The 17,566-nt window shown below is 68.8% G+C and carries 14 protein-coding genes; 10 read left to right on the top strand and 4 right to left on the bottom strand.

The features are described from left to right. Positions 1-71: 71 nt before the first annotated feature. Entirely contained in the window at positions 72-989 is a 918-nt protein-coding gene (locus A3862_RS03160; RefSeq protein ID WP_043381778.1) for a response regulator transcription factor, read from the bottom strand. Further along, positions 982-4,356, bottom strand: coding sequence for a hybrid sensor histidine kinase/response regulator (locus A3862_RS03165; protein ID WP_111474295.1), 3,375 nt, complete (start codon positions 4,354-4,356; stop codon positions 982-984). The genes A3862_RS03160 and A3862_RS03165 overlap by 8 nt, the downstream gene beginning before the upstream one ends. A 285-nt stretch (positions 4,357-4,641) precedes the next feature. Here A3862_RS03165 and urtA point away from each other — a divergent pair, with 285 nt between their 5' ends. The 10 genes from urtA (at position 4,642) to A3862_RS03215 (ending at position 14,535) form a co-directional block, all read left to right on the top strand. Beyond that, positions 4,642-5,910: an urea ABC transporter substrate-binding protein gene (gene urtA / locus A3862_RS03170; protein ID WP_043760424.1), complete on the top strand. Its 1,269-nt coding sequence runs from the start codon at positions 4,642-4,644 to the stop codon at positions 5,908-5,910. Between the two features lie 234 nt (positions 5,911-6,144). Continuing rightward, a complete protein-coding gene (gene urtB / locus A3862_RS03175; RefSeq protein WP_111473195.1) occupies positions 6,145-7,071 on the top strand; it encodes an urea ABC transporter permease subunit UrtB in 927 nt (308 codons plus the stop codon). A gap of 13 nt (positions 7,072-7,084) precedes the next feature. Then, on the top strand, positions 7,085-8,257 hold the full coding sequence (gene urtC, locus A3862_RS03180; protein WP_043353440.1) for an urea ABC transporter permease subunit UrtC: 1,173 nt from the start codon (positions 7,085-7,087) through the stop codon (positions 8,255-8,257). A gap of 7 nt (positions 8,258-8,264) precedes the next feature. Next, positions 8,265-9,050 carry an urea ABC transporter ATP-binding protein UrtD gene (urtD, locus tag A3862_RS03185; protein WP_043353438.1) on the top strand — a complete coding sequence of 262 codons (786 nt, stop codon included), beginning with the start codon at positions 8,265-8,267 and terminating at the stop codon, positions 9,048-9,050. Positions 9,051-9,052: 2 nt separating this feature from the next. Beyond that, positions 9,053-9,817, top strand: coding sequence for an urea ABC transporter ATP-binding subunit UrtE (urtE, locus tag A3862_RS03190; RefSeq protein WP_164706332.1), 765 nt, complete (start codon positions 9,053-9,055; stop codon positions 9,815-9,817). Positions 9,818-9,827: 10 nt separating this feature from the next. Next, positions 9,828-10,847, top strand: a complete 1,020-nt coding sequence (locus tag A3862_RS03195; RefSeq protein WP_043353435.1) for an alpha/beta fold hydrolase — start codon at positions 9,828-9,830, stop codon at positions 10,845-10,847. Between the two features lie 62 nt (positions 10,848-10,909). After that, positions 10,910-12,139, top strand: a complete 1,230-nt coding sequence (gene fmdA / locus A3862_RS03200) for a formamidase (RefSeq protein WP_043353434.1) — start codon at positions 10,910-10,912, stop codon at positions 12,137-12,139. A gap of 200 nt (positions 12,140-12,339) precedes the next feature. Next, complete coding sequence (locus A3862_RS03205) at positions 12,340-12,657, top strand: FmdB family zinc ribbon protein (protein WP_043353431.1); 318 nt, start codon at positions 12,340-12,342, stop codon at positions 12,655-12,657. A gap of 226 nt (positions 12,658-12,883) precedes the next feature. Continuing rightward, on the top strand, positions 12,884-13,939 hold the full coding sequence (locus tag A3862_RS03210) for an aliphatic amidase (RefSeq protein ID WP_075381391.1): 1,056 nt from the start codon (positions 12,884-12,886) through the stop codon (positions 13,937-13,939). 26 nt (positions 13,940-13,965) lie between these two features. After that, complete coding sequence (locus A3862_RS03215; RefSeq protein WP_043349319.1) at positions 13,966-14,535, top strand: ClpP family protease; 570 nt, start codon at positions 13,966-13,968, stop codon at positions 14,533-14,535. 90 nt (positions 14,536-14,625) lie between these two features. Here A3862_RS03215 and A3862_RS03220 read toward each other — a convergent pair whose 3' ends face one another. Both A3862_RS03220 and A3862_RS03225 read right to left on the bottom strand, forming a co-directional pair. Next, positions 14,626-16,587 carry a cytochrome C oxidase Cbb3 gene (locus tag A3862_RS03220; RefSeq protein ID WP_111473196.1) on the bottom strand — a complete coding sequence of 654 codons (1,962 nt, stop codon included), beginning with the start codon at positions 16,585-16,587 and terminating at the stop codon, positions 14,626-14,628. A gap of 135 nt (positions 16,588-16,722) precedes the next feature. Next, positions 16,723-17,475, bottom strand: a complete 753-nt coding sequence (locus tag A3862_RS03225; protein ID WP_043349326.1) for an SDR family NAD(P)-dependent oxidoreductase — start codon at positions 17,473-17,475, stop codon at positions 16,723-16,725. Positions 17,476-17,566 lie beyond the last annotated feature (91 nt).

The raw sequence follows: 17,566 nt of genomic DNA on the forward strand, positions 1-17,566 counted from the left end.
GGAACGGGGCTTACCAAGGCGTTTCGCCGGGCCGCGCAGCCTGTGGACAAGAGCGGGATGCGGCCTTCGGCTCACCCCTCCAGATGGCGTGCGGCGATGATCGAGGCCGCCGTGCGGTTCTCCACGCCGAGCTTGGCGTAGATGCCCTCGAGGTGCTTGGTCACGGTCCGGTGGCTGAGCCCGAGGATCTCGCCGATGTCGCGGCTCGACTTGCCGCGGGACAGCCAGAGCAGAACCTCCGCCTCGCGGCCGGTGACCGGGAGGCGCGCCCGGAGCCGCTCGACCCCCGCCGAGAGCGCGTCCCGCGACAGGCGGAGCAGGATCTCGTCCGGCGTGCGGCCGATGAAGCTCAGGGCGTAGGCGAGGCCGTCGCGATCGGTCAGCGTCAGGGGCTGCGCGGCACCGGCGAGGCATCCGCGCAGCCAGTCGCGCGCCTTGGCGGGCAGTTCGACGGCGCCGGAGCGATCGGCGCCGAGCCCGGCCAGCAGCCGGCCGGCCTGAGGCGTCGACCACAGCACATGCCCGTCCTCCGAGACGGCGAACAGGGTCCGCCCGGCCGTGTCGAGGGCAGCCCGGGCGCTCTGCGCGGCGCGGGCGCTCGCGAGGTGCACGCGGATCCGGGCCAGGATCTCGTCCGGCGCGATGGGCTTCGTGACGTAGTCGATGCCGCCGGCGGAGAGGCCCTTCACGATGTGCTCGGTCTCGCTCAAGCCGGTCATGAAGATCACCGGCACGCCGGCGAGATGCGGCTTGGCCTTGAGCCGCCGGCAGGTCTCGAAGCCGTCGAGCCCCGGCATCACCGCGTCGAGCAGGATCACGTCGGGCGTGATCTCATCCACGAGGGCCAGGGCGAGGTCGCCGCCGACCGCGACCAGCACGGTGGCCCCGGAGCGCTCGATCGCCTCGGTGAGGAAGCTCAGCGTGTCGGGCGAATCATCGATCACCAGGACGATGTCCCGGTTCGGCTGGAGCTTCGGCGCCTCAGCCATGACGGGCGAGCTCCTGCAGGACCGAGAGGTAGCGGCGCAGGTCGTACCCTTCGACCAGCCCGCGCATCCGGGCGACGAAAGCGGGCGGCACGGTCGCGTCCTCCTCCATCTGGATCAGCTTGGCCTCGATGGCCCGGATATGCCCGATCCGGCCGAGGCGCAGGAGCTCGCCGATATGCTCGGGCCCGGGCCCCGGCCCGTCCGCGAAGGCCGGAACAGGCTCGGGCTGCGTCGGCGCGGGGCTCTCGGTCCATTCGAGGTGCAGGAGCTTGCCGATCCGCTCCATCACGTCGCGCAGGTCGAAGGGCTTGGCGAAGATGGCGTCGTGGGGCGCGTCGTCGCCGCGAACCGGGCTGATCTCGTGGACATTGGCGGACATCATGGCGATGGGGCCGGTATGTCCGGCCTGCCGCAGGGCCGCGGCCGCCGCCCAGCCGGTCATCCCGGGCATCGCGATGTCGAGCAGGATCAGGTCGACCCCGCCCCGCGCGACGATGGCCAGGCACTCCGGCCCCGAGCCGGCCTCCAGGACGGAGATGCCCTGCGGCTCCAGGATCGCCCGCATCAGCGCGCGGTGGGCGCTGTCGTCGTCGGCGACCAGGACGGTGCGTCGCGCGCCCGCATAGACCCGCTCCGGGGCCGCCGCCGGCGCGGGCGGGACAATCGGTGCCGGCTGGGCCACGGAGGCCAGCATCAGCCGCAGACGCGCCTGCGTGCCGCCGCCCGGCGCCGCCGTCACGGTAATCTCGCCGCCCAGCAATTGGGCCAGCAGGTTGGCGATGGTGAGCCCGAGCCCGGTCCCCGGCGTGCTGCGGGCGGCCGGCGTCGAGCCGCGCTCGAACGGCTCGAAGATCCGCGCGAGATCCGCCTCCGGGATGCCGGGACCGGTGTCGCGGATCGTGAAGATCGCGATCTGGCTCCGGTAGCTCAGGTCCAGCGAGACGGTGCCGGTTTCCGTGAACTTGATGGCGTTCGACAAAAGGTTGAGCAGCACTTGGCGCAGCCGCTTCTCGTCGGTGGCGACCACGGCCGGCAGGATCTCCGGCCGCGAAAAGCGGAACTCCAGCCCCGCCTCGCGCGCCTGGAGCCGGACCATGTCGACCAGCTGGTCGAGAAAATCGGCGAGGCGCACCTCGTCGCGGTGAATCTGAAGGCGTCCGGCCTCCATGCGCGAGATGTCGAGGAGGCCGTCGATCAGCCCGGACAGGTGCTGGGCACTGCGGCGGATCACCCGGAGACCGTTGAGGCGATGCGCCGGGATCGCCGGATCCGATTCCAGGAGCTGCGCGTAGCCGAGCACCGTGGAGAGCGGCGTGCGCAGCTCGTGGCTGATCCCGACCACGTAGCGGCTCTTGGCCTGGTTGGCGGCCTCGGCCCGCTCCTTGGCCTCCTGCAGCTTGGCGTCGGTGATCTTATGGGCGGCGATCTCCGCCTGGTAGAGCGCGGTCTGGCGCATCGTCTCGGCCTGGGCGACGCGCCGGCTCTCCTGGGCGAGCACGAACAGCCACGCCACCACGCCGAGGATCACCACCAGGGTGAAGAACACGCTGGTCAGCGCCGTGCGCAGGAACTCGCGATTCTCCGGGTGGGCAATCGTCGCGCCCGCATGCACGATGCCGAGGATCAGGCCGATCACCGCGCAGAGCGTCAGCATCACCGCGAGGTAGCGGCCGAGCGGCGCGCCGATCCAGGCTGCGGTCCGGCCCGGCAGGATCCGGGCGGCCACGGCTTGCGCCTGCACCTCCAGCCTTCCGTGCGGCTTGCACAGGTCGCCGCAGCGGGCGTCGAGCGAGCAGCAGAGCGAGCAGATCGGCGCGTCGTAGGCCGGGCAATGGGCCATGTCCTCGCCCTCGAAGGGCAACTCGCAGACCCGGCAGGTGACCTCGGCGGTGCCCCAATCCTGCTTGGGCGTCCGGGCGAGATACCAGCGCCCCCCCGTCGCCCAGGCGATCGCCGGCGCGGCGCCGAAGGCGACGGCGAGGGTGAGCAGCGGCGCGAAGGGCTGCAGGATCGAGCCGAGCCAGCCGAGATAGGCCGCGCCGCCGGCCGTCAGCGCCAGCGCCATGGCGCCGGTCCCCACCGGGTTCACGGCGTAGAGATGGGCGCGCTTGAACTCGATCCCCGGAGGCGAGAGGCCCAGCGGCTTGTTCACCGCGAGGTCCGCGGCGAGCGCCCCGACCCAGGCCGAGACCACGGCTCCGTAGAGCGGCAGCGTGCTCTCGATGGTCTTGTCGATGCCGAGCTCCATCAGGAGCACCGCGATGGCGACGTTGAACACGAGCCAGACCACCCGTCCCGGATGGCTGTGGGTCAGCCGGGAGAAGAAGTTCGACCACGCGATCGAGCCGGCATAGGCGTTGGTGAGGTTGATCTTGAGCTGCGAAACGATGACGAACAGCCCGGTGAGCAGCAGCGCTGCCCGGCTGCCCTCCCCCGTCAGGTAGCCGAAGGCCACCGCGTACATCCGGGTCGGCTCGGCGGCGTGCTCGGGCGGGACGCCGTGCCCCAGGGCCAGGACCGCGAGGGCGGCGCCGAGCAGGATCTTCAGCATGCCGGGCAGGATCCAGCCCGCGCCGCCCGCCAGGACCGCCAGCCACCAGCGGCGGTCGCGCGGACCTGCCGGCTCCGGCACGAAGCGGAGGAAGTCGACCTGCTCGCCGACCTGCGCCAGCAGCGCCAGCAGGACGCCCGTGGCGAGCCCGAATCGGGCGAGATCGAAGCCGGCGCCGCCGCCGTCGAGGCCCGGGAAGACGGTGAGCGCGCGCAGCGGCCCCGCGCCCTGTGACGCCACGAAGATCAGCGGGAGCAGGCTCAGCCCGATCCAGATCGGCTGCGTCCAGATCTGGAACCGGCTGATCAGACGGATCCCGTAGACGACGAGCGGGATCACCGCCCCGGCGCAGAGCAGGTAGCCGACGCCCAGCGGCAGCCCGAAGCAGAGCTGCAGCGCCAGCGCCATGATCGCCGCCTCGATGGCGAAGAACAGGAACGTGAAGCTCGCGTAGATCAGCGACGTGACGGTCGAGCCGAGATAGCCGAACCCGGCGCCGCGGGTGAGGAGATCCATGTCGACGCCGTGACGGGCGGCGTAGACCGTGATCGGTGCCGCCGTGGCGAAGATGATCAGGCCGACGACCAGGACGGCCGCCACCGTGTTGGGGAGCCCGGCCGTCAGCGCCAGCGTCCCGCCGATCGCCTCGAGCGCCAGGAACGAGATCGACCCGAGCGCGGTCTGCGCCACTTCGAGACTGGACCAGCGCCGCGCCTTCTTGGCGGTGAAGCGGAGGGCGTAATCCTCCAGGGTCTCGTCGGCGACGAAGCGGTTGTAGTCCCGGCGGATCGGGATGATGCGCTGCGGCCCGCTCATGGCGCCGGAGACCGGACGACCCGGCCGCCGCCCATGGCCGGCGCGGCGCATGCGGCGCCGACGGGCGCGGGCGCGCGCGAAACATCGAGCACCCGAACGGTGCTCACGCTCTTCGCGCTCCCCGTCACCCCAACCTCAAAGTATTCCGCGGCGATGGTGCACCGCATGCAAGAGTACGGCCATACGCAAAATCGCGTATAGGCCGCACCGCAACCCAGGACCTAGCCTGCGCTCGTCGATCCGCGGCCGCCTCTCAAGGCCCCGGACGCGAACAGGGTCAGGCACATGGCAGACGACACCGAGACCGGCGCCGATCACGGCTTGCGCTCCCCGCTGCGGCGCAGGCTGCTCATGGGACTGGCCGGCGCCCCGGCGCTGGCGCTGATGCCGCGGAAGGCCTGGGCGGCGCCGCCGACCGCGGCGGTGAACACCACCGGCCTCGCGGTGACCGACACCGAGGTGACGGTCGGCATCCTGCACTCGATCACCGGCACGATGGCGATCTCCGAGACCGGCGCCCAGGAAGCGGAAAAACTCGCGATCCAGCAGATCAACGATGCCGGCGGCGTGCTCGGCCGCAAGATCAAGATCATCCAGGAGGACGGCGCCTCCGACTGGCCGACCTTCGCCGAGAAGGCCAAGAAGCTCCTCGTCAACGACCATTGCGCCGCCGTGATGGGCTGCTGGACCTCGGCCTCGCGCAAGGCGGTGCTGCCGGTCTTCGAGCAGTATAACGGGCTCCTGTACTACCCGACCTTCTACGAGGGCCTGGAGCAGTCCAAGAACGTCTTCTACACCGGCCAGGAGGCCACGCAGCAGATCCTCGCCGGCCTCGACTGGGTGCACAAGGAGAAGGGCGGCGACAGCTTCTACTTCATCGGCTCGGACTACATCTGGCCGCGCACGTCGAACAAGATCGCCCGCAAGCACGTCGAGAACGTGCTCAAGGGCAAGGTCGTCGGCGAGGAGTACTTCCCCCTCGGCCACACGCAGTTCAATTCGGTCATCAACAAGATCAAGCTCACCAAGCCGAAGGTGATCTTCGCCGACGTGGTCGGCGGCTCGAACGTGGCGTTCTACAAGCAGCTCAAGGCGGCGGGCATCGACCTGTCGAAGCAGGTGCTGATGACGATCTCGGTCACCGAGGACGAGATCGACGGCATCGGCGGCGAGAACATCGCCGGGGCCTATGCCTGCATGAAGTACTTCCAGTCGATCGACAACGAGAACAACAAGGCGTTCGTCGCCGCCTTCAAGAAGATGTGGGGCGAGAAGACCGTCATCGGCGACGTGACGCAGGCGGCCTATCTCGGGCCCTTCCTGTGGAAGATGGCCTGCGAGAAGGCCGGCTCCTTCGACGTCGACAAGGTGGTGGCGGCCTCGCCGGGCATCGAGTTCAAGGGCGCGCCGGAAGGCTACGTCAAGATCGACGAGAACCATCACCTCTGGTCGAAGACGCGGGTCGGCAAGGCCAAGACTGATGGCCAGTTCGAGATCGTCTACACCAGCCCCGAGCTGATCAAGCCGGATCCGTTCCCGAAGGGCTACCAATAGCCCCAGGCCCGCACACAGTCCGCGCCGCCGCTCACCGGATGGAACGCGGGTCCCCTCTCTCGTGCGGGAGAGGGACAGGGTGAGGGACGAGGTCCTTCCGGAGAAGGCACATCCCTCACCCCAACCCTCTCCCGAACGGGAGAGGGAGTCCGTCGCGGACTTCAGAACCGGCACCGAACAATCCGCTCGGAGGACGCTCGCCCTCCGCCCCGATCTGCAGCGGAAGACCAAGACATGCTCGGCGACTATTCCCTCGGCGACCTCGGCGCGATCTTCGCCATGCAGGGCTTCGCCGGCCTGATCCTGTTCTCCGTCTACCTGCTGATGGCGCTGGGGCTCGCGATCATCTTCGGCCAGATGGGCGTGATCAACATGGCGCACGGGGAGTTCATGATCCTCGGCGCCTACGTCACCTATCTCTGCTCGACCTTCTGCCAGTCCTATCTGCCGGCGCTGTTCCCGATCTACTTCTTCATCGCCATGGGCTTGGCGTTCCTCGCCTCCGGGGCACTGGGCATGCTGGTGGAATGGGGCCTGATCCGGTTCCTCTACAAGCGTCCCCTCGACACGCTCCTCGCCACCTGGGGCCTGTCGCTGATCCTCCAGCAGGCCTACCGGTCGATCTTCGGTGCCCGCGAGGTCGGCGTCGAGCTGCCGTCCTGGCTGATCGGCTCGGTGCAGGTCACCGACACGATCGAGATCCCGATCAACGGCCTGTTCGTCATGGCCGTGACCATCCTGATCACCGTCTGCGTCGCGCTGCTGATCTTCCGCTCGCGCTTCGGCCAGCAGGTCCGCGCCGTGATGTCGAACCGCGCCATGGCGGGCGCCGTGGGCATCGATACCGAGAAGGTCGACCGCTACACGTTCGGCCTCGGCTGCGGCATCGCGGGGATCGCCGGCTCGGCCTTCACGATGATCGGCTCCACCGGGCCGACCTCGGGCCAGCTCTACATCGTCGATACCTTCCTGATCGTCGTGTTCGGCGGCGCCGCGAGCCTCTTGGGCACCATCGCGTCGGCCTTCTCGATCTCCCAGACGCAGTCGACCCTGGAGTTCTTCCTCTCCGGCTCGATGGCCAAGGTGATCACCCTGCTCGCGGTGGTCGGCATCCTGATGCTGAGGCCCCAGGGCCTCTTCACCCTCAAGGTCCGGCGCTGAGGATGTTTTCCCGATGACGAACCCGGTCCAGACCCTCACCAAATCCGTCACCGTCAACGACAACCCGTTCATGAAGCCGGTGGAGTGGCTGAGCCTCTTCCTCCTGGCCGGGGTGATCCTGGTCGTCCTGCCGCTGATGCTCGACGGCTTCCGCCTCAACCTCGTCGGCAAGTACCTCACCTACGCGTTCGTCGCCCTCGGGCTGGTGATCTGCTGGGGCTATGCGGGGATCCTGTCGCTCGGCCAGGGCGTGTTCTTCGGCCTCGGCGGCTACGGCATGGCGATGTACTTGAAGCTGGAGGCTTCGAGCATCGAGAACACCAAGATCCAGTCCACGCCCGGCATTCCGGACTTCATGGACTGGAACCAGATCACGGCGCTCCCCTGGTTCTGGCAGCCGTTCAAGAGCCTGCCGCTCACCATCGTGCTGGCGGTCGCCGTGCCGGTCCTGTTCGCGATGCTGATCTCCTTCGCGATGTTCAAGCGCCGGGTCGGCGGCACCTATTTCGCCATCATCACCCAGGCCATCGCGGCGATCCTGACGATCCTGATCGTCGGCCAGCAGGGCTATACCGGCGGCATCAACGGCATCACCGATCTGCGCACCCTCCACGGCTGGGACATCCGCACCGACTCGGCGAAATTCATCCTGTACTTCGTCAATGGCGGCCTGCTGATCGCCTGCATCCTGGCGGCGCAATACGTGAAGAAGTCGAAACTCGGCCGCATCCTCGTCGCCATGCGCGACAAGGAGGACCGGGTCCGCTTCTCCGGCTACTCGGTGGCGGGGTTCAAGGTCTTCGCCTTCTGCTTCGCCGCCGGGCTGGCGGCGATCGGCGGGGCGATGTTCACCCTGCAGGTCGGGTTCATGTCGCCCTCCTTCGTGGGCATCGTCCCGTCGATCGAGATGGTGATCTACGCCGCGGTCGGCGGACGCCTGTCCCTGTTCGGCGCGGTCTGGGGCACGCTGCTGGTCAACTGGGCCAAGACCAGCTTCTCCGAGAGCTTCCCGGACCTCTGGCTGTTCGGCCTCGGCGCCCTGTTCATCGCGGTGGTGCTGGCCTTCCCGAACGGCCTCGCGGGGATCTGGCGCGAGCATATCGAGCCGCGCCTCACCCGCCGCGCCAAGAGCCTGCAGGCGCCCGAACCCGCCATCGTCCCGCCCCACGGCGCCCCGGCCGAGTGAGCACGCCATGAACGCCGCGATCCTCCCCTCCCCCGTGGTCGGCGCCGAGGCGGCCCCGCCCGACTACCTCCTCGCCGTCGAGGCGCTCACCGTCTCGTTCGACGGGTTCAAGGCGGTGAACGACGTGTCGTTCTACGTCGATCCCGACGAGATCCGGGTGATCATCGGCCCGAACGGGGCCGGCAAGACCACGGTGCTCGACCTTATCTGCGGGCGCACCAAGGCCAGCGCCGGCTCGATCAAGTACAAGGGCCAGGAACTCACCAAGCTCTCCGAGAGCGCGATCGTGCAGGCCGGCGTCGGCCGCAAGTTCCAGACGCCGTCGATCTACGACGACCTGACGGTGTTCGAGAACCTGGAGATTTCGTTCCCCCGCGGCCGCTCGGTGTTCGGCGCCCTCACGTTCAAGCGGGACGCGGAGGTCCGCGACCGCATCCACGCCATCGCCGAGACGATCTTCCTGAAGGACCAGCTCAAGGAGCGGGCCGAATTCCTGAGCCACGGCCAGAAGCAGTGGCTGGAGATCGGCATGCTGCTGATCCAGGACCCGGAGCTGCTGATGCTCGACGAGCCGGTGGCCGGGATGAGCGTCGGCGAGCGGATCAAGACCGCCGAGCTGCTCAACCAGATCATCAAGGGCCGCTCGGTGCTGGTGATCGAGCACGACATGAAGTTCGTCGAGGACATCGCCCACCGGGTGACCGTCCTGCACCAGGGCAAGGTGCTCTCCGAAGGGTCGATGGACCGGGTCAAGAACGACCCGAAGGTCATCGAAGTGTATTTGGGACATTGACGATGGCGTCGCTCCAGACCGCGCACTCGGCCCCCGTCCAGGCGCCCCCGCTCGCCACGATCCCATCCGCCACGCCGGCGCTCGCCGTCGAGGACCTGCACGCCGCCTACGGCCAGAGCGAGGTCCTGCACGGGCTCACCTTCTCGGTGGCGCCGGGCGAGATCGTCGCCGTGATGGGCCGCAACGGCATGGGCAAGACCACCCTGATGAAGACCCTGATGGGGCTCGTTCCCGTCAAGGCCGGGTCGATCCGGGTCGAGGGGGCGGATGTCGGTGCCCTCAAGAGCCATGCCCGGGTCGCCAAGGGCCTCGCCTACGTGCCGCAGGGCCGGATGATCTTCTCGACCATGACGGTCCAGGAGAACATCGAGACCGGGCTCACGGTCACCGGCACCCGCAAGGTGCCGCAGGACCTCTACGACATGTTCCCGGTGCTCCTGGAGATGAAGGGAAGGCGCGGCGGCAACCTGTCGGGCGGGCAGCAGCAGCAGCTCGCCATCGCCCGGGCGCTCGCGAGCCGCCCGAAGGTCCTGCTTCTGGACGAGCCCACCGAGGGCATCCAGCCCTCGATCATCCGGGAGATGGGCCGGACCCTGAAGACGATCCGCGACGCGCGCGGCCTGTCCATCGTCGTGTCCGAGCAGGTCCTGAGCTTCGCCCTGGACGTGGCCGACCGGGTGATCGTGCTGGAGAACGGCGCCATCGTCCACGAGGCCCCGCGCGACGGCATCGACGAGGCCGCCGTCGCCCGGTTCCTGTCGGTCTGAGGAGCGCGGAATGGCCGATTACGAGATCTTTGAACTCGGCGACTTCGTCCTTCAGTGCGGCAAGACGCTGCGCGCGGCCAAGCTCGCCTACAAGACCTTCGGGACCCTGAGCCACGCCAAGGACAACGCCATCGTCTACCCGACCTGGTACTCGGGCCAGCACACCGAGAACGAATGGCTGATCGGCCCCGGCAAGGCGCTCGACCCGGACAAGTACTTCATCATCATCCCGAACATGTTCGGCAACGGGCTCTCGTCCTCGCCGAGCAACACGCCCGCGCCCTGGAACGGGCCGCGCTTCCCCAACGTCACCGCCTACGACAACGTCCGCGCCCAGCACCGCCTCGTCACCGAGCATTTCGGCATCGAGAAGTTGGTTCTGGTCACCGGCTGGTCGATGGGCGCGCTCCAGACCTACCACTGGGCGTCGATGTACCCCGACATGGTGCCGAAGATCCTGCCGTTTCAGGGCTCGGCCAAGTGCTCGCGGCACAACTACGTCTTCCTGGAGGGCGCCAAGGCGGCGCTCCAGGCCGACGCCGCCTGGGCGGAGGGCTGGTACACGAGCCCGCCGACGCGGGGGCTGCGCGCCTTCGGCCGGGTCTATGCCGGCTGGGGCCTGTCGCAGACCTTCTACCGGCTCGAGGCCGACATCACCCACATGGGCTACGCCTCGCTGGAGGACTTCCTGATCGGGTTCTGGGAAGGCCTCTTCTACGAACGCGACGCCAACAACCTGCTCGCCATGCTGTGGACGTGGCAGCACGGCGACATCAGCGCCAACGACACCTTCAAGGGCGACTTCAAGGCCGCGCTCGGCGCCATCCGCGCCAAGGCGATCCTGATGCCCGCCTCCACGGATCTGTATTTCCCGCCCGAGGACAACGCCATCGAGGCGGCTGCCATGCCGAACGCGGAGCTGCGCGTGATCGACACGTGGTGGGGCCATTTCGCGGGCGGGCCCGGCACCAGCCCGGACGACATCAAGGTCCTCGACGACGCGCTGAACGAGCTGCTCGCGAGCGGGTGAGATTCGCGCACCGGCGCGCGGATGGGGTCCGCCCCAAGGTTCTAGGGAGCTGGAGACAGAACATGCCCGAGACGCTGATCAAGGTCGATCTCACGCAATCGGCCTACGACAACGACATGGTGCACAACCGCTGGCACCCGGACATCCCGATGGTCGCCTATGTGAAGCCGGGCGCCGACTTCATCGTCGAGACCTACGACTGGACCGGCGGCTTCATCAAGAACAACGATTCCGCCGACGACGTGCGCGACATCGACCTGTCGATCGTCCACTTCCTCTCGGGTCCGATCGGCGTCGAGGGCGCCGAGCCCGGCGACCTCCTGGTGGTCGATCTCCTCGACATCGGCGCAAAGCCCGAGAGCCAGTGGGGCTTCAACGGCTTCTTCTCGAAGAAGAACGGCGGCGGCTTCCTCACCGAGCACTTCCCGCAGGCCCAGAAGTCGATCTGGGACTTCGAGGGCATGTTCACCAAGTCCCGCCACGTGCCGGGCGTGCGCTTCCCGGGCCTGATCCATCCCGGCCTGATCGGCTGCCTGCCCGATCCGAAGATGCTGGAGACCTGGAACACCCGCGAGAAGGCGCTCTACGACACCGATCCGGAGCGCGTGCCGGCGCTGGCTACCCTCCCCTTCGGGCCGACGGCCCATATGGGCCGCCTGAAGGGCGACGCGAAGGACAAGGCTGCCGCCACGGGCGCCCGCACGGTCCCGCCCCGCGAGCACGGCGGCAATTGCGACATCAAGGACCTGTCGCGCGGCTCGAAGATCTACTTCCCGGTCTACGTCCCCGGCGCCGGCCTCTCGATGGGCGACCTGCACTTCAGCCAGGGCGACGGCGAGATCACCTTCTGCGGCGCCATCGAGATGGCCGGCTGGGTCCATCTCAAGGTCGAGCTGATCAAGGACGGCATGGCGAAGTACGGGATCAAGAACCCGATCTTCAAGCCGTCGCCGATCACGCCGAAATACGACGATCACCTGATCTTCGAGGGCATCTCGGTCGACGAGAGCGGCGGCCAGCATTACCTCGACGTCCACATCGCCTACCGGCAGGCCTGCCTGAACGCGATCGAGTACCTCAAGAAGTTCGGCTATTCGGGCGCCCAGGCCTACTCGATCCTCGGCACGGCGCCGGTCCAGGGGCACATCTCGGGCGTGGTCGACATCCCGAACGCGTGCGCGACGCTCTGGATACCGACCAAGATCTTCGAGTTCGACATCAACCCGGGCGCCGACGGACCGACCCAGTTCCTCGACGGCTCGATCCAGATGCCGCTCTCGCCGGATCTGTGATCAGGCCGTCTGCTGCGTGTCGCGCCCGCTTTCATCGGACGCGACCTGCCCCCTCTCCCGTGCGGGAGAGGGTTGGGGTGAGGGACCCGGTCTTTCCGGAGAGGTCGCATCCCTCACCCTGTCCCTCTCCCGCACGGGAGAGGGAACCCGCGTTTCGCCCGACAGCGGTCTGATCCGGCAGCCTTTCTGAAAGCGTCGCCATGCCCGTCTATGATTACGCCTGCGAGGCCTGCGGGCCCTTCACGGTAATGCGGCCGATGGCCGAGTTCCGCGATCCGCATGCCTGCCCGGACTGCGGCAGCTCGAGCCAGCGCGCCTTCCTGACCGCGCCGCGCATCGCCGGCATGGATGCGGGGCTGCGGGCCGCCCACGCCACCAACGAGCGCAGCCGCCACGCGCCCCGTCGCTCGGGGAGCCACGGGGCCGGCTGCGGCTGCTGCACCCCCAAGAAGGCGACCGCGGCCCCGGCCGCCGCCAAGAGCTTCCCGAAGGCGCGGCCCTGGATGATCAGCCACTAAGTCGAACGCGCATAGCCCTCCCCCCTCTGCGGGGGGGGGGGGGTGGCCCTCGCGTCAGCGAGGGTCGGGAGAGAGGAGCGCCGCATCCGGATGTGTCGCGACCGACGCGCGATCCTGCCGCGTCGCGCTGCCCCTCTCCCCCCTGCTGCGCAGGGTACCCTCCCCCGCAGAGGGGGGAGGGTCACGGCGCGCCTCGGCGCAACAATCCTCAGGAGGACATCACGCCATGATGCACGGAGACATCTCGTCCAGCCAGGACAGCGTCGGCGTCGCCGTCGTGAACTACAAGATGCCGCGCCTGCACACCCGCGCGGAGGTGCTGGAGAACGCCAAGGCGATCGGCAAGATGATCGTCGGCATGAAGAGCGGCCTGCCCGGCCTCGACCTCGTGATCTTCCCCGAATACTCGACCCACGGCATCATGTACGACGCCGCCGAGATGTACGAGACCGCCTCCACGGTCCCGGGCGCCGAGACCGAGGTGTTCGCCGCCGCCTGCCGGGAGGCCAAGGTCTGGGGCGTGTTCTCGCTCACCGGCGAGCGCCACGAGGAGCACCCCAACAAGGCGCCCTACAACACCCTGATCCTGATGAACGACCAGGGCGAGATCGTCCAGAAGTACCGCAAGATCATGCCCTGGACGCCGATCGAGGGCTGGTATCCGGGCGACCGCACCTACGTGTCGGACGGGCCGAAGGGGCTGAAGATCAGCCTGATCATCTGCGACGACGGCAACTACCCGGAGATCTGGCGCGACTGCGCCATGCGGGGCGCCGAGCTGATCATCCGCTGCCAGGGCTACATGTACCCGGCGAAAGAGCAGCAGGTCGTCATCTCGAAGGCGATGGCCTTCGCCAACAACACCTACGTGGCGGTGGCCAATGCCGCCGGGTTCGACGGCGTCTACACCTATTTCGGCCACTCGGCGATCATCGGCTTCGACGGCCGCACGCTCGGCGAGTGCGGCGAGGAGGAGATGGGCATCCAGTACGCGGCCCTGTCGAAGTTCCTGATCCGGGATTTCCGCGCCCACGGCCAGTCGGAGAACCACCTCTTCAAGCTCCTGCACCGCGGCTACACGGGCATGATCAACTCGAAGGAGAACCGGCACGGGATGTCGGAATGCCCCTACGACTTCTACCGGCGCTGGATCGAGGATCCCGACGGAACCCGCGACGCGGTGCGGGCCATTACCCGTCAGAGCGTCGGCACGGAGGAATGCCCGATCGCGGGCATCCCCTTCGTGGGCAAGGGCGAGGGTCCCCCCGACCCGGCACGCTGAATGCCGGTCATTCGATCAGGAGAACCATGGACACGACGCCCCTCGGCCCCACCGCGTTCCGGGCCCCCGCCGTCCTGCTGTCGGGCGCGGTGGACTACGACATGTACCGCGACTTCCGCCGCCAGCTCGGGGCGGCGGCCGACCGCGAGATCGTCGTCGTCGAGCTGACGACGCTCGGCGGCGATCCGGAGGTGGCCCGGATGATGGGCGAGGACATCCGCTTCAACAGCGCCATGGACCCGGATCGGCGGTTCGTCTTCCTCGGCAAGGCGGCGATCTACTCGGCCGGCACCACCTTCATGAGCTTCTTCGCCCGGCCGAACCGATACCTGACCTGCGGCACGCGGCTGATGATCCACGAGCGCAAGATGAACAAGCAGCTCCAGATCGAGGGGCCGCTCACCACCTGCATCGCCTCCGTGACGGCGACGCTCAATGAGATCCAGTGCTCGATCGCGATCCAGAACGAGGGGTTTTCGAACCTGATCCAGGGCTCGGACGTGACCCTCGACGAGGTGCTCGAGAAGGCACCGTCGAACTGGTACCTCGAGGCCGAGGAGGCCAAGCGGCGGGGCCTGATCGAGGCGGTCATCTGAACCGCGCGGGAGGCGCTGCGCCCGGCCATGCGGCGGGGCGGCGAGGGCTCCCCGATGCAGTGACCCGGACCACCGGTGGCACCGCCCGGATCAGGGCGTCGCGGCCGGCTCGGTCAGACGATCGACCGACAGCAGATAGGCGATCAGCGCCCGCTGCTCCTCGGGCGAGACGCCCGAACCGGCATCCGCCCAGAAGGCGTGCCCCTTGCCGGTGACGCGGGCGATCCGCGCCGTATCCGAGGCGGCGTTGGCGGCGATCACCTTGGCCCGGAGATCCCGGTCCACCAGGGCGCGCAGGCTGTTGGCGGGATCGGGGGCGACGCCCCTGTAGAGCGTGCCCGGGACACCGATCTGACCCTCGGCATCGGGCCCGACCGCCACGCCGGAATCGTGCAGGTACGGCGCCGTCCAGGCGAGGCCCACGAGGTTCGGCACCTTGTAGCCCCCCTCCGTGCCCCCCTGCCCCCAGGCGAGCTGCACCTGCGCCAGCGCGTCGCCTGCGAGCGGCACCGGGACGATCACCGGATCGGCCGGGACCGGGAACGGCGTGTCGGTGGCGAACATCGTCGGCGGCGACAGGCGCGCCTCCATCTTGGCGCCCGCCCGGGCCCGGGTCGGCTCGGTGCCGATCTCGGCCTCCGGAACGATCCGGTGGTTGGTGAGCGCCGGCCCGGCATGGCAGGTCCCGCAGCCGGCCTTCTCGAACACCGCGCGGCCGGCGCGCACCGTTTCGGGATCCTGTCCGGCGGCGGGCGGGTGCAGCAGGTTTTGGAACGCCGACATGGCGTTGTTGGCGTGGTTGACCGGCTCCCCGGGCACCGAGGTGAACAGGCCGTTGTCGGTGACGTAGTTGGTCGCCGGATAGGTCGGCAGCACCGCGTAGCTGTTCAGGCCCGGCGAGGCCGGGGTCGGATCGACGCTGCGCAGCACCTCGGACGGGCTCCGGCCACCCTCCGGCTTGAAGCGGAACGCCTCCGTGGCCGCGCCGCGCAGCACGATGCCGAGATACGTCTCGGGATCCATGCCGAACAGCCAGGGCGCGGCGGCGGCGAGCTGGGTCGTGTCGGAATTGGCCGCGTGGACGTTGTTGTTCAGCGAGGACAGGCCCGCGAAGGGCCCGATCGCCTCGCGGCCGCTCCAGCTGTAGGGCTCGCCGTGGGCGGAGAAGCTCGACGGGATCGAGGTCGGGTTGGTGACCCGGTCGGCGGAGGAGTCGAAGCTGCCCGGCGGCCAGCTCGCCACCTGCACCTTCGTGGCCGCCTCGACGGAAGCGGCGTCCGGCAGCGCCGGCCCCGTCCCGGTCGCGCCGGTATGCTGCGGGTCGGCGGAAGGCCGGGCATCGGCCTCCGGCACGCTGGCGTGCATGAAGTAGGCCGACGAGTTCTTCGCGAGCGCCATCAGCAGCCCGGCATTGAGGTCGGTATTGGGCGCGCCCTCCACGACCTTGCCGGTGCCGGGATCGACCGCCGCGTGGCACAGGGCGCAGGTGATGCCCATGCGCAGGTGGCCGCGGTCGGAGAAGGTCTTGATCCCGATGATGAAGGCCCCGCCCCTCGGCACGTCGAGCCCGGTCGGGACCAGCTCGCCGGCCCGGTAGAGGCGGTCGCCGATGCGCACGTCCTTGGCCATGGCGACCTGGAGGTTTGTGGTTCCCTGACCGCCGAGCTTCGCCACCGCCAGGGCGACCGCGGTTGGTGTGAGTCCGCCGTCGAGCATGCCCATGACGTCGGTGAGGAAGACCTCGTTCCCGAACGTCTCCTGGTAGAAGGCCTGCCGCCCGCGCTCGACCATGGCAGGATCGATGGCGACCGCGCCGTTCCCCGGCGCGAGGTCCTTCCGTCCGGCCTCGGTCCCGTTGAGCCGGTCCGCTTCCGCACGCGAGATGCGCCGTCCCAGCACGTCGAAGGCGGTCTGGATCGGGTAGCGGTCCGGGTTGAGCAGGTCCGCCCGGTCGGGCATCGGCGCGTAGCTGAAGCGGCCCACGCTCAGCGTGACACCCGCCGCGACGGTCACGAGTCCGACGGTGATCAAGATGCGGCGCGGCCGACCCATGAAATCCGAGCGTCCTTCCAGGCCCCCGCCCGCGGAGATGCGGATCCGGACGGCCGGGCCATCAACCCCCGGATAAAGCCAGGGTTCATCCCGACGGCCGGGACGGGGTGTCGCGTCCCGGCCGGCGCCGGATCCTCAGATCTGGACCTGCCCGCCATCGGCGAAGAGCTCGACACCGTTGACGAAGCTCGCCGCGTCGGAGGCGAGGAACAGCACCGCCTGGGCGATCTCCTCGGGCCGGCCGACGCGCCCGGCCGGGATCTGGCCGGCGAGGTAATCCTTGGTGGCCGCCGCCTGATCGCCGCCGCCGAACAGCGCGTCGAGGCCCGCAGTCTCGGTGACGCCGGGGCTGATCGTATTCACCCGGATGCGCCGGTCCTTGAGATCGAGGATCCAGTTCCGGGCGAAGTTGCGCACCGCCGCCTTGGTGGCCGAGTAGACGCTGAAGGCCGGCGTGCCCGCGCTGCCCGTTGTCGATCCGGTGAGCACGATCGCCGCGCCGTCCCGCAGCAGCGGCAGCGCCTTCTGGACGGTGAAGAGCACGCCCTTCACGTTGGTGTCGAAGATGCTCTGGTAGTGCTCCTCGGTGATCGCCCCCAGCGGCGCGAAGGTGCCGCCGCCGGCATTGGCGAAGACTACGTCGATCTGCGCGTGCTTCTGCTGGACGGCATCATAGAGGCGGTCGATGTCGGCGAGGTTCGCCATGTCGCCGCGTACGCCGGTGATCCGGCCGCCGATCTGCTTCACCGCGGCGTCGAGGGCCTCCTGGCGGCGGCCGGTGATGAACACCGCGGCCCCCTCGTCCACGAAGGCCTGGGCGGCGGCGAGCCCGATGCCGCTGGTCCCGCCCGTCACAACCACAACCTTGTCCTGAAACCTGCCGGCCATCGTCGTTCTCCATCGTTCGGCTTCGTGTGCACCGCTGGTTGGAGAGATGCCGACGGAACGAAGATGCCGGTAGTCGGCAGATATGGCACTC

It is taken from the genome of Methylobacterium sp. XJLW, from assembly GCF_003254375.1.
Lineage (GTDB): Bacteria > Pseudomonadota > Alphaproteobacteria > Rhizobiales > Beijerinckiaceae > Methylobacterium > Methylobacterium fujisawaense.